At 42.4% G+C, this 16,580-nt stretch carries 14 protein-coding genes and 2 tRNA genes; all 16 read left to right on the forward strand.

What is annotated here, in order from left to right:
- Nucleotides 1-21 precede the first annotated feature (21 nt).
- The 16 genes from NTX44_03720 to NTX44_03795 all read left to right on the forward strand — a co-directional run bounded on the left by NTX44_03720 (nt 22) and on the right by NTX44_03795 (nt 16,485).
- Nucleotides 22-381: a hypothetical protein gene (locus NTX44_03720; GenBank protein MCX6120708.1), complete on the forward strand. Its 360-nt coding sequence runs from the start codon at nt 22-24 to the stop codon at nt 379-381.
- 65 nt (nt 382-446) lie between these two features.
- Nucleotides 447-1,652 carry a hypothetical protein gene (locus NTX44_03725; GenBank protein MCX6120709.1) on the forward strand — a complete coding sequence of 402 codons (1,206 nt, stop codon included), beginning with the start codon at nt 447-449 and terminating at the stop codon, nt 1,650-1,652.
- Nucleotides 1,653-1,711: 59 nt separating this feature from the next.
- Nucleotides 1,712-1,846, forward strand: a complete 135-nt coding sequence (locus NTX44_03730; protein MCX6120710.1) for a hypothetical protein — start codon at nt 1,712-1,714, stop codon at nt 1,844-1,846.
- 134 nt (nt 1,847-1,980) lie between these two features.
- The gene (locus tag NTX44_03735; GenBank protein MCX6120711.1) at nt 1,981-2,556 is read left to right on the forward strand and encodes a hypothetical protein; all 576 of its coding nucleotides are present in this window, start codon (nt 1,981-1,983) and stop codon (nt 2,554-2,556) included.
- 492 nt (nt 2,557-3,048) lie between these two features.
- Nucleotides 3,049-3,342, forward strand: coding sequence for a hypothetical protein (locus tag NTX44_03740; protein MCX6120712.1), 294 nt, complete (start codon nt 3,049-3,051; stop codon nt 3,340-3,342).
- A gap of 278 nt (nt 3,343-3,620) precedes the next feature.
- Nucleotides 3,621-5,303 carry a hypothetical protein gene (locus NTX44_03745; GenBank protein ID MCX6120713.1) on the forward strand — a complete coding sequence of 561 codons (1,683 nt, stop codon included), beginning with the start codon at nt 3,621-3,623 and terminating at the stop codon, nt 5,301-5,303.
- 20 nt (nt 5,304-5,323) lie between these two features.
- Nucleotides 5,324-5,779 carry a hypothetical protein gene (locus tag NTX44_03750; GenBank protein MCX6120714.1) on the forward strand — a complete coding sequence of 152 codons (456 nt, stop codon included), beginning with the start codon at nt 5,324-5,326 and terminating at the stop codon, nt 5,777-5,779.
- Between the two features lie 11 nt (nt 5,780-5,790).
- A complete protein-coding gene (locus NTX44_03755) occupies nt 5,791-9,861 on the forward strand; it encodes a T9SS type A sorting domain-containing protein (protein ID MCX6120715.1) in 4,071 nt (1,356 codons plus the stop codon).
- A 213-nt stretch (nt 9,862-10,074) separates the two neighbouring features.
- Nucleotides 10,075-10,812: a hypothetical protein gene (locus NTX44_03760; GenBank protein ID MCX6120716.1), complete on the forward strand. Its 738-nt coding sequence runs from the start codon at nt 10,075-10,077 to the stop codon at nt 10,810-10,812.
- Between the two features lie 12 nt (nt 10,813-10,824).
- Nucleotides 10,825-11,712, forward strand: coding sequence for a tetratricopeptide repeat protein (locus tag NTX44_03765; protein MCX6120717.1), 888 nt, complete (start codon nt 10,825-10,827; stop codon nt 11,710-11,712).
- A 352-nt stretch (nt 11,713-12,064) separates the two neighbouring features.
- The gene (locus tag NTX44_03770) at nt 12,065-12,805 is read left to right on the forward strand and encodes a FadR/GntR family transcriptional regulator (GenBank protein MCX6120718.1); all 741 of its coding nucleotides are present in this window, start codon (nt 12,065-12,067) and stop codon (nt 12,803-12,805) included.
- A 538-nt stretch (nt 12,806-13,343) separates the two neighbouring features.
- A complete protein-coding gene (locus NTX44_03775; protein ID MCX6120719.1) occupies nt 13,344-15,176 on the forward strand; it encodes a bifunctional homocysteine S-methyltransferase/methylenetetrahydrofolate reductase in 1,833 nt (610 codons plus the stop codon).
- Nucleotides 15,177-15,484: 308 nt separating this feature from the next.
- Nucleotides 15,485-15,567: transfer RNA gene (locus NTX44_03780), tRNA-Ser, on the forward strand.
- 66 nt (nt 15,568-15,633) lie between these two features.
- Nucleotides 15,634-15,722 (forward strand) — tRNA-Ser (locus tag NTX44_03785).
- Nucleotides 15,723-15,730: 8 nt separating this feature from the next.
- Entirely contained in the window at nt 15,731-16,048 is a 318-nt protein-coding gene (locus tag NTX44_03790; protein MCX6120720.1) for a GIY-YIG nuclease family protein, read from the forward strand.
- An 89-nt stretch (nt 16,049-16,137) separates the two neighbouring features.
- Nucleotides 16,138-16,485, forward strand: a complete 348-nt coding sequence (locus NTX44_03795; protein ID MCX6120721.1) for a GIY-YIG nuclease family protein — start codon at nt 16,138-16,140, stop codon at nt 16,483-16,485.
- Nucleotides 16,486-16,580 lie beyond the last annotated feature (95 nt).

Below are 16,580 nucleotides of genomic sequence, written 5' to 3' on the forward strand. Positions count from 1 at the left end.
ATTTCAAAAAGGAGTAATATCATGAACGCAACAAAGTTGTTTTCTCGGGCCCTCGTGGTCGTCGTATCCATCTTCTTCATGGCGGCAGTCGCCGTTGGACAAAACCTGATTCTTGGTGGTACAGCCGCCGCAACATATGGAGGGACATGGAACGTGAAAGGAAATATCGACAACACGACTAAAACCGGAGTTGTTGATTTTACTGGAACTGTAACATTGAAGGGTACTGCTACGCAGGCTATTGGTATAACTACCAAGCCAGCTATTAACTTTGCGACATTAACATCGTCCGCTCCTTCTACGAAGACATTTGCTGTCAATTCAACTATAGGAACCACAATCAATACTCTACGAAGACATTTGCTGTCAATTCAACTATAGGAACCACAATCAATACTGGAACTGCTGGCGGAACAACTCAATACGTAGTTTCTACAGGTATTAAATTGACATTGCAAGGAGAAATTAAAAATGATGGTAGTGCAACAGCCCCGTATGATTTTACTGCTGCTGGAGCAGAAGTTGACTATGCAGGTGTAGCACAAACAATATGGTCGGCTGCTACTCCTGTCACATACGATAAACTTACAGTAAGTACTGCTGGTACAAAATCCTTAAACGGTAATGCTGCAGTAGCAAGCGCACTTTCCGTTGCTGCGGGTGATCTCAGTATTGGTGCACATACACTTACTGTTGATGGAACATATTCTACAGTGGGAACGGTTACTGGTGGTACTAGTTCCAATATAGCGTTAGGGGGGAGCGGTGACCTTGCAGCATTTGCCGTCACCAATGGACTCAATAATCTTACAGTAACTCGTAACAATACAGTGACATTATCGTCAGGTTTGACATTGGCTGGTGTTGCAACATTATCTAATGGAACATTGTCATTGCCTGCATCTACGGCCTTAACACTCAATGGAACTGGAACCGTCATTGTTGGTACCAGTAGTTCTATCACAACAGTTGCTGGAAGTGTAGTCAGCTATGCTTCGGGTACAAATCAAGATATTTTTGGAATGAATTATAATGATCTCGCATTGGGTGCAGCTGGCAACAAAACTTTCCCGAATTCAACAGTCGGCATTGCCGGTATTTTAACTAATGCCGGTTCTACAATTGTACCAGGTACTGGAACAATTGATCTTAACGGAACTTCTGCTCAGACGATTCCGACGTTTGCGTTTTATAATTTAATCACCAGTGGCGGCAACACAAAGACTGCAACGGGGGCTCTCACTGTCGGTAATAACTTCACCAATGCGAGCGGAACTGTTTTAAATATGAGTACAAGTGCATTGACGGTAGCAGGTACGATTACTAATACCGGTGCAACAGTTCAATTCGGTGGTGTAAGCAATGGTATTGCAATAGCCTCAGGTACGGTTGAATATAACGGACTCAATTCTATTACGCAAGATATCGGTGCTGGAACATATGCATCAATATTGCTGACAAATGGAACCGGTGGAGGGACTGCAGCAAAACAAATTGGCAATGGTGTCACTGTTATTACAACGGGCAGTTTGACGTTGCCCAGCTCAACAAGTTTAACTCTTGCTAATGCTGCCTCAGCCCTTGATGTCTATGGTGACTTTAATGTCGCCGGAGCGGTTACGAACAATGGTACAATCACGGTTGGTAACTAAGAAGAAAGATATTCTTGAAATATCAGGAGTTATCATAGCGTAATGTATTAAGGAAATATATGAACCATAGTAAGCCATATGGGCAAAACGCTGAGGGAGTAAACCTTCAGCAGATAAAAGAAGAAGAACCTTCCGAAGGTTCAGTAGGATACCTTAGGAATCTTTGGAAGGTTACAAAGAAAGAAGCGTCGTGAAAAGCGATAGACGGACATACAAGTCTTCTGTAAGGACATTCTCCGCGAGAACCTTCCGACCTGCCTGCCAGTCGGGCAGGAGGTCGGGAAGGTCATCCGAGAAACCTTCGGAAGGTCATAGCCGTGAGCTTACTATGGAAGAAGTGCTTTCAGAACGGAATAAACCGCCCGATAGAGATACTGGTAAATATTCTCAGAAGGCAGATAATCGGTATCGGGAAGCACGCAGGTCGATTGAATCACCTCCAGAGAGAGATGTATCTATCTCTTGGGTGAATGGACAAATTCAGAATACCTATACTAAGGTATTTGGATATAGAGATATGAAACAGAAGATCTTTAATAGACTTCAGCTTGAAGTCGGTGAGTCGTATTCGAATGAACTGTTTACCGGATTGTCTTTTGATCCGCCTTGGCAGCATGCATTAGGATGTGATTCAACCACGGTTAGTGACTTGGCCGGACCATTATCAGGCTGGAGGTTTAGAGATTGGCATCAAGGAAGTGGTTGGCAGAATTACATTTTGCCAATACACTTATCCGCCGTCTTTTTGGCGGATTGGAATTCAATTATGGTCGAATCAGTCAGACTCATTTTACAGCGCTGGTCAAGAGTTTACTCCTTCTCTTCAACCACTTGCTGTGCCTGGAAGATAGGCGAACACAGAATCGTGTATCGTTTAAATACAGGAATAAATAAGTCAACCTAAAGGATGATCATGCTCAGACATCTAAATAGGTGCAAAAGGTACAAAGATGACAATCATCATCACATAGTGTGAGATGATAATATGGCGAGAGGATGAGTTTAACTCCTTCTCATCCCCTCGCCGGTCATCGTTGAAATCAAGGAGTGTGTTTGGAGTAATTGTAGATAAAGGTATAGCGAGAAGTACGAATATGGAAAAGGTTGTAAGCGAATATCCGAGAAATAGGTTGGATAATGAATCGACTTAACAAAGGAACGAGTCGTGGAAAATATTGAAAAACGAGCAATAATATCGTTCTTAGAAATTGTTGAATTGGCACGATTGAATGATAGTGACAGTGTTGAAAGGTTTTTGTTAGAGGAAATTATATGAATGGATGTAGACCAAAATATTGGTTAACCGAACGATTCCGTCATATCCCGGTTTCTTGGAGGAGAAGGCAATGAATACGCCTAACTCAGAACAAGCGATTAGGATAAGGTGGTACGGTCAATGGCTGAACCAACGAGTGATTTGGTATGCATTCGACTTTATAATGAAAATAACCAACGAATATTTGCACCCATACTATTCAGGAGTAGAACTCCTTCACAACTTGAGTATGGCAAGAAGAGCGAGAATGACAAACCAACAATGTCATTCCCTTATGCTTCAAGAGGGAATCTTACAAAAGACAAAGCAAGATTCCCATTCCCGATTAGAAACATATCGGGACAAGTTAAAACATATGGGAATGACAGGAAGATATTGAATGATAGGATTTATTATAAAGGAATTAACAAATGACTAATAACAAATCACAAATAACTTTTTACCGGAAGGAGGGAGATGATCATGCGAATACGTAGTCACGCACCAATTTAAAGATTGCAATCAAAAGCGTTGTCTCTTTGAGCAAGGACAACGAATTAGAAGTAAAAGATAAACAGAGGTAATTAAAAAATGATCAAATGGATCAAGTCATGAAAACCAAGTTACAGATTTTATTACAGGGGCAAAACGTGCCCTTGTTTGAGAAGTTGGATTTTATGAATCAAAAGCAATATTTATTTAGGAGCACAGCAATGAAGTACACAAGAGATGTAAAATCATGGAGTAGGGGTGTTTTAACTCTACTCGCAATAGCCCTAATTGCCACAATGGCAGTGGGGCAAGACCTGGTCATCGGTGGAGGAGGAACATTTACCGGTGGCGGTCAATATCACATTAAAGGTAATATTTCTAATAACGCTGCGGTAACCATCAATGGCGTTGTAACATTGGAGGGAACAGCAGCTCAGGTTATTGGAACGGCAACAAAAGGAGATATCAATTTCCAGACTCTGAATGTAAACACAACCGTCGGATCTGCAACAATGGCTGTTTCAACCGCAGTAAGCTCGGGTCTCTCAATAGCTGCAGGAAGTACTTTTAATATTCAGAATAATACTCTTGATGTTGGAGGTACATCTACACGCAATGGAACAGGAACACTTACGACAGGAGCGACAAGTATAGTTAATTTCACCGGTACCAGCGCACAGACAGTTCTTGGTGGAGTTACCTATAATGGCGACCTCAATCTAAGTGGTACTGGTGCGAAAGTAATCGATGCGACGGTGACTGCCGGCAAGAATTTTAACGCAAGCAGTAATATTACTATAGCAGGTTCAGGTACTTTAGCATTTGGTGGAACTGCCAATGGAACCATTAGTGGTGATCTGGTTAACAATGGCACGATTACAGCACCTGCTTCGGGTCTTATCATATTTGGTGGTGCTGGCCAGAATATTTCAGGCTCAAATTCAATAGCATTCAACAATGTAACGTTTGCTGGAACAGGTGCAAAGAATGTTAATACTGGCATCAGTATTTCATCAGGTGGTCAACTTGCTGTCAATCAGCCTCTCATAATGAGTGGTTCGAACGCATTGACGATGAAAGCCGGTGCATTACAACCGTCATTTGCAGGACAAACTGAAATTACAGGAAGCATGGCTTGGGAAGCAACTTCTGCCCAGACATATATATTCAATAATGCTTCGACGGAAATTGCCTTTACAGCTCCTGATGCCGGGCGTACTCTTATGTTGAAATCACAGCCAAGTGTAAATCCAACGGATTATTCGTTAGCCCATACTGTGAATCGTAAATTCAACGTAATTTTTGCTAATTCGTCATCTACAACAGTGAACGTAAAGCTTGCCTATTTGCAGGGTGAAGGTTCTTCGTTAGGAGTAACAGAATCTAAATTAAAAGATTTCCAAAACGGAATTGCTGCCTCTAAAAAAGTGTCCGGAACTCCTACCCGTTTAACTTCCGGTGCAGGATCGTTCGGCTATGTGACGGCTAATAATATAACTAGTGCACAATTATTAGCTGCCAATGAACTCGCGTTGGATGATCGCTTCAGTATATTTAAGTCTATTGCAGGAGCGACAAATTGGGATGTAGCTGGTTCATGGGATGCTAATGCTGTTCCGGGTGGCACTGATGATGTCGAAATTGATGGTAGTTACGCAGTTACTATCCCAACAGGTGTCTCAGCCGCTGCAAATTATGTATTGATTGATCAGGGATCTGGTACTTCAGGTGGTTTGACATTATCTGGCACTGCTGGACTAGCAGTTGGTAGTGGCGGATTAATAAATAACAATAGTACTGGAGCCGGACTGAATGTTGGATCTGGTACAAGTGTTACAATTACCACCGGAACTTTGACTAATAACGGTGCGATTACGAACGCTGGAACAATTAGAGTTCAATAGCCTGAAAGAAATGCATCAAAATGGATAACTGGAATACCAATATTGCGATGATAACCGTAAGCGATTCAAAGAAGCCTTGCTGTGCTCCTATATTTGAATCTCTCGGTTGTATCGCGTGGTTACAGACAGTAAGTCCATCTAAAAAGGTTTTCATGACAATTGGAATTGACATTGATCAAAATCGATTTTCTTCGGAAAAAGGACTCTGCTCAAGTTCTTTCTCCGAAATGTTAATAGGTCAAATTGGAAGGCGGGTAGGCTCCTGCCCGTCTTCTATTAATTTAAAGATGAACTTGGGGCAAAGATGGAATAACGATAATAAGATTTTCCAGAAGAAATATCAGGTTTCTCATGTGTACCAAGAACTTCATAGTACTATTCATCAGAGTCGTTTACATAAGACGACCCTGACGAGTATTGCTTTGATAAAAGAGAATTTATTTGTCGATGTCTCAAAGGATAAGAGACTAAAATGAGGGTGACTCCAATGGTCGCAAGACTATATAATAGAGTGCCGCGTCGACTGACCAGATACAGGATCTGGCAGGCGCGAAGAGGCCTGTTTGCATTTGCAGTTGCGTTATTATTCTTAGCGTTCACTGCACAATCACAACATTTTGTGAATGGGAAAAACGGAACCTATAAAGGTCCCGGACTCTTTCAGGTAAAAGGTCAAGCGACTGGATTACCCGATACTGTAACAGGAACATTTGAATTTTTCGGTGCAAATCAAACTGTACCGGCAACGAATTACTTTAATCTGCTTCTTACGGGAGCAGGAAGCACAAAATCGTCACAAGGAGGAAATTTCGGAATTCTTCAAACAGTCAACGTCGCTCAAAATGTATCGTTTAAGATTGATTCTGGTACAACGATGACACTCGATAGACTCTCCGGTAGATTAACAGAGGCAGGGTCGGTGTTTGGACGATTACAAAAAACGGTCGATCTCATCAGCGGTCTCAATTCTTCAGACTTCGGTGGAATTGGTCTCTCCATTTCTTGGAATGGTACCAATCCGGGACGAACGACGGTCACACGAACTTCTGGTTCTGCTGTGTCGGTGAATGGAAAGACTTCCATCCAGCGGTTCTTTGACATCAAAGCGACCACCGATACGTTATTGAATGCAAATCTTACGTTCACATTTCATTCAAATGAACTTCAGGGTCAGAATCCTTCAACACTGGATCTCTGGCGGTCACCTGATGGTGGATTATCTTGGCGTCGACAGCGTGTATCTCGTATTGATAGCACAATTACCCGAACCAATATTCCGAGCTTCGGTTCCAACGGGCGATGGGCTGCTGCTGATGCAAATAATCTGCTCGGCATTGCAAATTACGAATGGGAAGCTGATTCATTGAAGCTTATTGCAGGAAATAAACAAACCGGCCGAACTCGAAAATCGTTGGATACCGCATTTGTTGCACGGGTTATTGATGCATTCAATCAACCAATTCGAAATCAAAATGTCCAATTTGCATTTGTCGATACTCCGAATAATGCAGTCGGTCAAGTTTTGTCAGTTCCGTCGGCAATCACAGATTCTTTAGGACAGGTTCAGACAAAGGTTACATTGGGAAGTATTAAGGGCAATTATCGTGTTGCGGCGTTTGTCCCCGGTGTGTCAAGTGCCATAGACACATTTACTGCAACAGCGAAGTCTTCTATCTATTCTTTGATTGCTCAGGCCTCAAAGATTACCGATTCAGTGAAGTCTGACAGGAATCCAATTTATTTAACAGCAAATGATCAGGACAGTCTGCCGGTTCCACAAACGCAAATTTCTTTAACTGTGATTGCACCGGACACTATTTATCGGATGAGTAACGATACCGTGGTTACGGATGCAAGCGGAAAAGCGACTGCGAGTATTTTCTTTGGTAAGAAGAGCGGACTTGGAGTTGTGCATGCTGTTTCTGTAGAAGATCCAACAGTAAAAACATCGATCGATTTGGATGCAAAACCTGGATCTGCAGCAAAGATTAATAATATTCCTGTAAACGGATCTGTGAAAGATACGGTTATGAAGGTGAAACAGTTCGCCATTAATCTCTTTGATTCTGAACTCAATCCGAGACAAGGAGATACCGTGTTGATTTCGTTAACGAAACAGACAACTTCAGTACACGATAGTCTCTTAACGCAATATGTCGTTATCGATACAACTAAAAAAGTTTTGGCGCTTGCACGACTCGGTGAAAAAGTGGGTCATTATAAACTGACAGCAACAGCGAAGAATAAACCAGTGCTATATTCTACGCAGGATCTCACTGCTACGAATGACGTTCCGGCGAAAATAATTGCCGGTACAACCACCTTTACCGATACGATTGGAGCAGTCGTTCTTCAAATAGCCGCATTATTGAACGATCGATATGATAATGCGGTACCATTTACATCAATGAATTTTGCAGTGACTGCGCGGCCTGATTCAGTTGCTGGCGGCATTATTGATAGTGCGGTTGTGCGTACAGATTCAATCGGCAGGGCAACGAATGCCTTTACCATTGGCACGAAGATAGGAACATATCAGGTCAATGCCTATGTGAACAGTATCCAGAATACGTTTAGTATCAAAGCAAATCCGGGCGTTCAGCAACAATTACTCGCGGTTGGGGGCATGAATCAAAATAAGCCGATACTGAGTCAAGTTGATACATCTTTGGAAGTTCGGGTATTGGATCGAGCAAACAATCCGAGGACAAGGGATACAGTCTACTTTAATATTATAGAATCTCCAACAGCTGCAAAAGGTCAATCATTGATCCGAAAGATAGCATTGACGAATACTGACGGATATGCTTCAACACGCCTGACATTGGGCGATAAAGTTGGCACATATAAGGTTCAGGCATCTTCACGGTATCTCAATACAAAACCGGAATTTATTGCCAAGGCGGGTCATGGATTGGCAAAGACGTTGGCGGCATATAATTCTGCACAAGTTCAGCAAAAAACAATCCTGACACCACTCGATACATTTGTCGTCAGGCTTCAGGACATTGGCGGTAATCCGGTTCCGGATAGCCGCGTGACATTTGCTATCGTTGATACACCAAGTGCTACTCAGGGCTGCAAACTTTCCAAAGATACCGTTTGGACAGATTCGTTGGGTGTAGCGAAAACGGTATTGACACTCGGTTCAAAGGTTGGCCGCTATAATGTTATTGCTCAAACATCGGTACTGCCGTCTGATAGCGTCGTCAGGTTCTACGCCACGGCAACTGTTGGTGCTGCTAAGATGCTGGCACAGGAATCGGGTAATGCACAAGTAGGACAACTCGGTGCTCAGTTGCAGCCATTCGTTGTACAGGTGAGAGATATAGGAGGCAACTTCGTACCCAACACACGTGTTGCCTTCACAATTCTTGGGCGGCCTGATACGATGACACGGTACGATTCACTCACAGCTCATGGCTTGGTCCAAAAAGATTCGATGATCGCTACCACAGATTCAGCTGGGCTGGCTTCAACATCGCTGATCTTGGGCAATAGACCGGGTCGATATACAGTGAGAGCATCTGTTCCGGGTGTGAGAGATACAATTTTCTTTGCAGATGCGATTATGCTATTAGCGGATGTCAATGGAGATAATTTCCGGAACATTGGTGATCTGACAGCGATGATCGATCATATCATAGGACGCAAGCTGTTAACGGGTTATGCCTTCAATAGTGCCGATATATATCCGATTAATAAAGATGGAACGGTGGGTGATGGCAGAGTGAATATACAAGACTTGCAATACTGTCTTGATAGTTTGCTCGATAGTGGATGGAATCCGACACGCGATTGGACGAAGTCAAATGGAGGTTCATTAGGGAAGATAGAAGGAGGTTCGGTGCCGATAAGTTCCGGCTCAGCCTTCTTAACTTCAAAGACAGACTCTTGCTATGTGCAAACAACACACATTGGTTCGCGTTTCGTATTGAGAAATTCTGTACCTATCAAGGGTTTGCAAGCAGCCATCTACATGAAGAATAAAGTTGCACTTGATACAACTACTGATATGATTTACCCGCGTGCGAGTATGATGAGAGCGAATGTGAAGAGTGTAGGTAACGAAGTCAGTATCATATTGTGGAATGCTAATAACGTACCGATTGAACCGGGTGACTCTTCAATATTCCGTCTGCCGGTTCAATTGACAAATAATAATGTCGATTCGATCCACGTACTTATGAGTTCGGGTGACAATAATGACGTAGCGCTCTTAAATTCACCGCAGGAGGGTATCCAGGATGTCAGAAATTCAATACCGCGCGAATGGATGTTGTATCAAAATTATCCAAATCCGTTTAATCCGACCACAACGATTGAATTTGACGTGCCGGAAGTGGCTGGCAAGATACCGCGTGTTGCAATACAAATCTTCAATATACTTGGTCAGCATGTGCGGACGATCGAACGTGGCATTCATGACGCAGGACGGTACCCTGTACAATGGAATGGATTGAACGGAAACGGTGTACGTGTTGCAAGTGGTGTGTATTTCTATCGATTACTTGCTGGAGATTATGTGAGCACGAAGAAAATGGTTATGTTGAAATGATCACAATCCACCGCAAGATGTACGTGATCATCCCGAGTGTGCCAATGGCAAGTCTCGGGGTTCTAACGGAGAGTAGATGTTTTAGATGACTTACGAGGAGATTGGCAGAACACTCGTTGGTTAGGTATAGAGCAATCAGAAAGTCTTACAAAAAAGTCATAATATTTAAATGATTATATCATCAATACAGTAAATAGAGATGCAACTTAAAAAATGAAAATTATCCAATTTGCGGCGCTTATAATATTTTCTGGAATTTTCATGTCTTGTGCGACGACGAGCCAATTTAGTCCCGGAAGTGGTAATAAGTATCAGTACACCTATAAGCTGATCTCCCCGATAAAGAATTCAAGCCTCATGTTCCAGGATGATAGCATCATCATTCAATTTAAGTTTGATGAAGCAGCGATTCAGTTTCAGCTCCAAAATATTTCTCAGTCGAACATTACTTTTGATTGGAGTAAAGCATCAATAGGCATCAGCGGAAGGTACTTCGCAGTCCGGCATGCCAGTAACTTTTACGGGGACACGATCCGTTCAGGTTCCATTATTATGCCTCCCCTCGGATATATTCGCGAAATAGTAATTCCACGCGATAATATCTATAGCGATGGTGACAAATGGGTGGAAGTGGATTTACTGCCAACGACCGACCGTCGTTCTTTGCCGTTGCAAGAATCAATTAAGAAAAACGTAGGTCAACGGATAAGTCTTGTGCTTCCTTTGATATTTGGACCGAAAGCAAAAAGTTATAAGTTTGATTTTCAAGTGGATACTGTGAAGCGAATAGCTTGGAAAGATTATGTGCCTTTAAAACGAGTACCGGCTCCGCCAAAACCTAAACATGGTATTTTAGCGTTGGACAACGTGACAACTGCTATTATTGTGGTCGGAGTTCTGGGATTTTCTGCATACGTATTATCAATGAAAAAAAATCCACCTAGTGAATAAAAGGAGCAAAATATGAAAACCATTCTCCGATGTACCATGCTTTCTATACTAGCAGCATTGCTGCTTTCCGGATGTTCGCTGACACGTGAACCCGTGCGATATCGTGATGAGTACTTCCGACCTGTAACATCAATACCACAGCGAGGCAATATGGTGCTTCCGTCAAATGATGTTGAGCAGTTAAGAAGTCAATTACAATTAGCAAATCGCACAGTGCGCACGTTACTGGATTCACTGAAATCCATGCAGCAATATACCGGATTATTGTTAGTGTCCACGCGTTCCCTGGTTGATAAAGTAAACGAGCTTGAATCGAAGGAATCCATGGCTGTGTATAAACAAAGAGAACTTGAACGAAGCGTCGTTACTCTCCAGACTGAAAATAAAGATTTCGCAAAACAGTTGAATGAATTGCGCCAGAAGCTCTTTGCCGGCAATGTGAAGGCAGAACCGCAGATATTTTCGCCAGCAGGTATAAATTCATCGTTTCGTGATGAGTATTCTGAAGGAGTGTCACTTTTCCTGAAGAAGAAGTACGAAGATGCTATGGCGACATTTGGCAGTCTGATCGATAAAGGGATTGAAGAATCTCTTGCGGATAACTGTGAATACTGGATAGGCGAATGCCAGTATGCCAAACATGATTTCCTTACTGCCATTACACATTTCCAAAAAGTTATTACTATCGATTCATCGAATAAAAAGTCCGATGCATATTTTATGCTTGGCAAATCTTATGAGCAAGTCGGTGATTTAGCCAAAGCTCGCTGGGCGTACGAAGAACTGAGCCTGCTCTATCCGAACAATAGTCATGCACGATTTGTGAAATCACGATTGAATGCTATCCAGCATGCACTTCCATTGCCCGTTAAAAGGAATTCCAAAAAGACATCCGCATAATATTGAGGATGCCTGTCCCGCTTGTTCGGGGCAGGCATCCTATTTGATTTTCATTTTTTCAACCATAAATAAAAACCGTACCTATAGTTCTTTAGCAACTTCTATTATAGCAGATTGCAGGATGCTCAGTCAATCGATCTCATGAAATAAAAAGTACCTTCATCTGCCACATAGGTATATAGTATAACATTTTGGTTTCTGCGCAAATCCAGATTTGTATCCTAAAATTAATTCGGATTAACATTTACATTAAAAATCGCGCCTTTTTGAAAAATCATTTTTCTATTGATAGGAATGAAAATCTTTAATAGATTGCCCTTGTAGGATGTCATACAAGCGATAGAAGAGTATTATGTTCGAACCCGTTGGAAAAAGAAAGCTTTTGAGCAAGATGGTGGAATCACAGATTGAAGAAGCCATCCGCTCAAAGACGGTATTACCTGGAGAGAAACTTGCCTCTGAACAAGAACTCTGTGAACAATTCAAAGTAAGCCGTACAGCAATACGAGAAGCTCTTCGCATGCTTGCTGCTCGTGGATTAGTTGTTATCATGAAAGGGAAAGGGATTTATGTCCAAAATATATCTGCTGAGACAGTTACGGATCCCATCTACCTTTATCTTCAAATGCAAAGTGAGAGCAATTATATTCTTGACGTAATTCATGCGCGACAAATTATTGAACCGCCTGTTGCAGCATTGGCAGCGCTCTATCACACTGAAGAAGATGCAGAAAGATTGAAGAAAGACCTCAATGATTTGAAGACAGCAGATGGAGATTATAAAGAGCTCTCTCGACTTGATATGCTGTTCCATTTAGATATTGCAAAAGCTTCTGAAAATCTCTTGATTCCATTACTGTTAGAACCGATACACAGACTTGCCCCCCTGATTAAATCTTCGGTGTATGCTACAATCATAGATGCAAAAAAGATTGCTGTGGAATGGCATGAAAAAATTCTTACCGCTATCCTCAATCGAGATGCAGAAAATGCACGTCTCGCGATGGTACGGCATCTTGAAATTGCCGAGCAACATGATAAACAGATTCTCACCAAACAAGGAAAAGAAAATTCAATTCGAAAGGCTGATTAGACATGGACCGCTCGTATAAGATCGTTTTGTCATTTTAAAATTCTTCAGATTTGTTTTAACCTATTTATGTGATCCACGTGAATCAGTATTTATCCAGCTTGCCTGCTGATTACCATCATTCAATATGTTCCTTCCTTCAGAAAGTCAAATAACAACTTCAATGCCACAAAGAAGATGATTCTGATGACGTAAAGATGTTGTAAGTACACATCCCGACATACTTTAATCGGGAAATGAAAATTTAAGTACAGGCATTCAGTCCGCAGAGGGCTGGATGCCTTTTTTATGAATATCTGTATTGTAGAACAGTATTATTGCTTTTTATGGGCAGAACAAAACCACTGTTCCAGTTTGGCAAGAAAGCAAAATATTAAATTCAAATTAATACAAATTGATATTTCTAAACAAGTATGAGATTTGATCGGACGACTGTATGTACTCCTTTCATAATGGAGGGTATATACCCCTTGAAGTCCAATCAGATTATGTCTATTTTATATCAATAAAACAAAACTTATTCCTTTTTGGAATTCATCACATGAAATCTTTCAAAGAACGGCTTCAAAACGAAATTATTGTCTTTGACGGCGGCACGGGAACCTATCTCTACGATAAAGGTGTATTCATCAATCGATGCTTTGAAGAGCTGAATATGACCAATCCAGAATTGGTGACAGAAGTGCATCGAGATTATATCAATGCTGGTGCCGATGTCATTGAAACGAATACGTTCGGTGCCAACAGATACCGGCTTGTGGTACAAGGGCTTGAATCAAAGGTGTACGAGCTCAATTTCAAAGGCGCGCAGTTAGCAAAATCGGTTGCGAAAGATCATGCACTTGTCGCCGGGGCAATTGGTCCGCTTGGTATTCAAATTGAACCGTTTGGAAAACTTTCCTACGATGAAGCGAAAGATGCTTTTGCGGAGCAGGTGAAGGGATTACTCGACGGCGGAGTTGATATTATTGTATTCGAAACATTTAGTATGGTTGAAGAAATTGTGCAGGGTGTGCGCGCTGTACGCGAGTTGAATAGAGATATTCCCATTATCGCGCAGGTAACAATCAACAGTGAAGGCGGCTTGCTCTCGGGCGAGACACTGGAAAGATTTGTAGAGGCAATTTCTCAATATCACGTTGATGCGATAGGAATGAATTGCTCGGAAGGCCCCAAGCTTATGTTGGAATCGCTTGAACGGCTGCGGGAATTAACAACACTTCCGCTTTCTGTCCAGCCAAACGCCGGACTTCCCCAGAACATTGGCGGAAGAAATCTTTATATGACCTCGCCGGAATATATGGCAGAATATGCCAAGCGATTTATTCAAACTGGTGCATCCATTGTTGGAGGATGTTGTGGTACGAATCCATCCCACATAAAAGCAATTCGCCGTGCCGTACAAGCATTACAGCCGGCAAAAAGGATGGATGTAAAAAGCGAATCGCTCATTATAGAAAAACCGGCAGAGGTGCGTGTCTGCCCGAAGGAGGAAAAGTCGCGTTTGTCCAAGATGCTTGTAGAGGGGAAGTTCGTAAAATTAGTTGAGCTTGTTTCGCCCAAAGGTATTTCTGCAGGCAGGGAAATTGCAAAAGCACGGATGTTATTCGAGCATGGAATCAATGCCATTAATATTCCAGATGGACCTCGTGCATCAGCACGGATGTCGGCCTTGGCGATGGCAGTGCAGATTCACAACGAAGTTGGTATTGAGCCGGTGCTTCATATCGCCTGCCGCGACCGCAATATTATCGGAATGCAATCAGATTTATTAGGTGCGTGGGCGCTTGGTATTCGCAATATTCTTGCGATTACTGGCGATCCTCCGAAACTTGGAAATTATCCCGATGCTACTGCAGTCTTTGATGTTGATTCTATCGGATTGACGAATCTAATTAACCGGCTTAACCATGGATTAGATTTTGCAAATAATCCTATTGGTGAACCGACCGGATTTTCAATTGCCGTTGGTGTAAATCCGGGTGCAATAAATCTCGATGAAGAATTGCGCCGTCTTGATTGGAAAATCCAAGCTGGTGCGGAATACATGATGACTCAGCCGGTCTTTGATTTGCGCATTCTCGAAAAATTTCTAAAAAGAATAGAACATATCAAGTTGCCGATTCTCTGTGGAATCTGGCCTCTGGTCTCGTATCGAAATGCAGAATTCATGAACAACGAAGTGCCGGGCGCTTCTGTGCCGGCTGAGATTCTAGAACGCATGCGTAAAACAAAATCAAAGGAAGAAGCATTTTCTGAAGGAGTTAAAATTGCAAAAGAGATATATCAGCAGGTACGCTCTGAAGTAAACGGAATCCAGCTTGCTGCACCGCTCGGCAGAGTTGATGCTGTAATGATGATGCTTGAGGATTGATAAAATTAAGTATGGAGTCATGAGTTAAACGTAATTGAGTAAAAGAAATTAAAAGAAGGAATATGAAATAGTTTCAGAAGCAGCTTCGAACAACAAAACGAATTGCAGTCACGGACACGTTTTCGTATATTGATATAGAAGGATTGATATCTTTAATGAAAAGTTGAAAGCTTTGTTTCTCTCAGCGTTTTCATCTCGGTGATGAAGGAAAAGCTCTTCAGTAAGGTGATCAGTGAAGTGATCAGTAGAACACTGATCACTTGAGACACGAGAGAAAAATAAGTGGCGAAAATAAAAGTAATGAGCCTGGAGAGCTGGCAGAACGGCTATTGCACCAGTCTTGAAAACTGGCGGGCGTAAGCCCTTGGGGGTTCGAATCCCTCGCTCTCCGCTTGTATAATTAACAAATTGCTTTTCGGGGTTCTTTTTACTTAATTAAATCATACACATTCAGCTCGGAGAGATGGCCGAGTGGCTGAAGGCACAGGTTTGCTAAACCTGCATAGTGGGTAACTGCTATCGAGGGTTCGAATCCCTCTCTCTCCGCACGTGAGATGAGTTATTTTGTTTATTTACTTTGGTCGGTTCAATCAAAGCGTACATATGTTGGACAGACGGATGATATCGGTACTCGTTTAAAACGACATAATGCTGGATACATTCGATCCACTAAAGCATATCGTCCTTGGACATTGATTCACAAAGAATTGTATTCAACGCGTGCAGAGGCGATGAAGAGAGAATCGAGTGGCAGGAAGTTAGTAGCGGAGTTCATTGAAAATTGGCATGCACAAGGTTTGTCCGTTCCGTTGTCGGAGACAACGGAACGAGATCGCGTCCCGACGAAGTCGGGACGGACTAAACCTGCATAGTGGGTAACTGCTATCGAGGGTTCGAATCCCTCTCTCTCCGCACGTGAGATGAGTTATTTTGTTTATTTACTTTGGTCGGTTCGATCAAAGTGTACCTCTCCGCACGTGAGATGAGTTATTTTGTTTATTTACTTTGGTCGGTTCGATCAAAGTGTACCTATGTTGGACAAACGGATGATGTCGGTACTCGTTTAAAACGACATAATGCTGGATACATTCGATCCACTAAAGCATATCGTCCCTGGATTTTGGTTCGCAAAGAATTGTATTCAATGCGTGCAGAGGCGATGAAGAGAGAAACGTGGTTGAAGAGTCCGAGTGGAAGGAAGTTGGTAGCGGAGTTTATTGAAAAGTGGCAGGCACAAGGTTTGTCCGTGGCGCTACAAGCGCCACGAGATCGCGTCCCGACGAAGTCGGGACGGACTAAACCTGCATAGTGGGTAACTGCTATCGAGGGTTCGAATCCCTCTCTCTCCGCACGTGAGATGAGTTATTTTGTTTATTTACTTTGGTCGGTTCGATCAAAGTGTAC

It is taken from the genome of Ignavibacteriales bacterium (assembly GCA_026390575.1).
In the GTDB taxonomy this organism is placed as follows: domain Bacteria; phylum Bacteroidota; class Ignavibacteria; order UBA10030; family UBA10030; genus Fen-1298.

What these genes read in the sequence shown, in the direction of transcription:
- NTX44_03770 (MCX6120718.1), top strand. Translation starts at nt 12,065, where the DNA reads ATGTTCGAACCCGTTGGAAAAAGAAAGCTTTTGAGCAAGATGGTGGAA.
- NTX44_03740 (MCX6120712.1), top strand. Translation starts at nt 3,049, where the DNA reads ATGGCTGAACCAACGAGTGATTTGGTATGCATTCGACTTTATAATGAA.
- NTX44_03720 (MCX6120708.1), top strand. Translation starts at nt 22, where the DNA reads ATGAACGCAACAAAGTTGTTTTCTCGGGCCCTCGTGGTCGTCGTATCC.
- NTX44_03790 (MCX6120720.1), top strand. Translation starts at nt 15,731, where the DNA reads ATGAGTTATTTTGTTTATTTACTTTGGTCGGTTCAATCAAAGCGTACA.
- NTX44_03755 (MCX6120715.1), top strand. Translation starts at nt 5,791, where the DNA reads ATGGTCGCAAGACTATATAATAGAGTGCCGCGTCGACTGACCAGATAC.
- NTX44_03750 (MCX6120714.1), top strand. Translation starts at nt 5,324, where the DNA reads ATGGATAACTGGAATACCAATATTGCGATGATAACCGTAAGCGATTCA.
- NTX44_03730 (MCX6120710.1), top strand. Translation starts at nt 1,712, where the DNA reads ATGAACCATAGTAAGCCATATGGGCAAAACGCTGAGGGAGTAAACCTT.
- NTX44_03765 (MCX6120717.1), top strand. Translation starts at nt 10,825, where the DNA reads ATGAAAACCATTCTCCGATGTACCATGCTTTCTATACTAGCAGCATTG.
- NTX44_03775 (MCX6120719.1), top strand. Translation starts at nt 13,344, where the DNA reads ATGAAATCTTTCAAAGAACGGCTTCAAAACGAAATTATTGTCTTTGAC.
- NTX44_03745 (MCX6120713.1), top strand. Translation starts at nt 3,621, where the DNA reads ATGAAGTACACAAGAGATGTAAAATCATGGAGTAGGGGTGTTTTAACT.
- NTX44_03760 (MCX6120716.1), top strand. Translation starts at nt 10,075, where the DNA reads ATGAAAATTATCCAATTTGCGGCGCTTATAATATTTTCTGGAATTTTC.
- NTX44_03735 (MCX6120711.1), top strand. Translation starts at nt 1,981, where the DNA reads ATGGAAGAAGTGCTTTCAGAACGGAATAAACCGCCCGATAGAGATACT.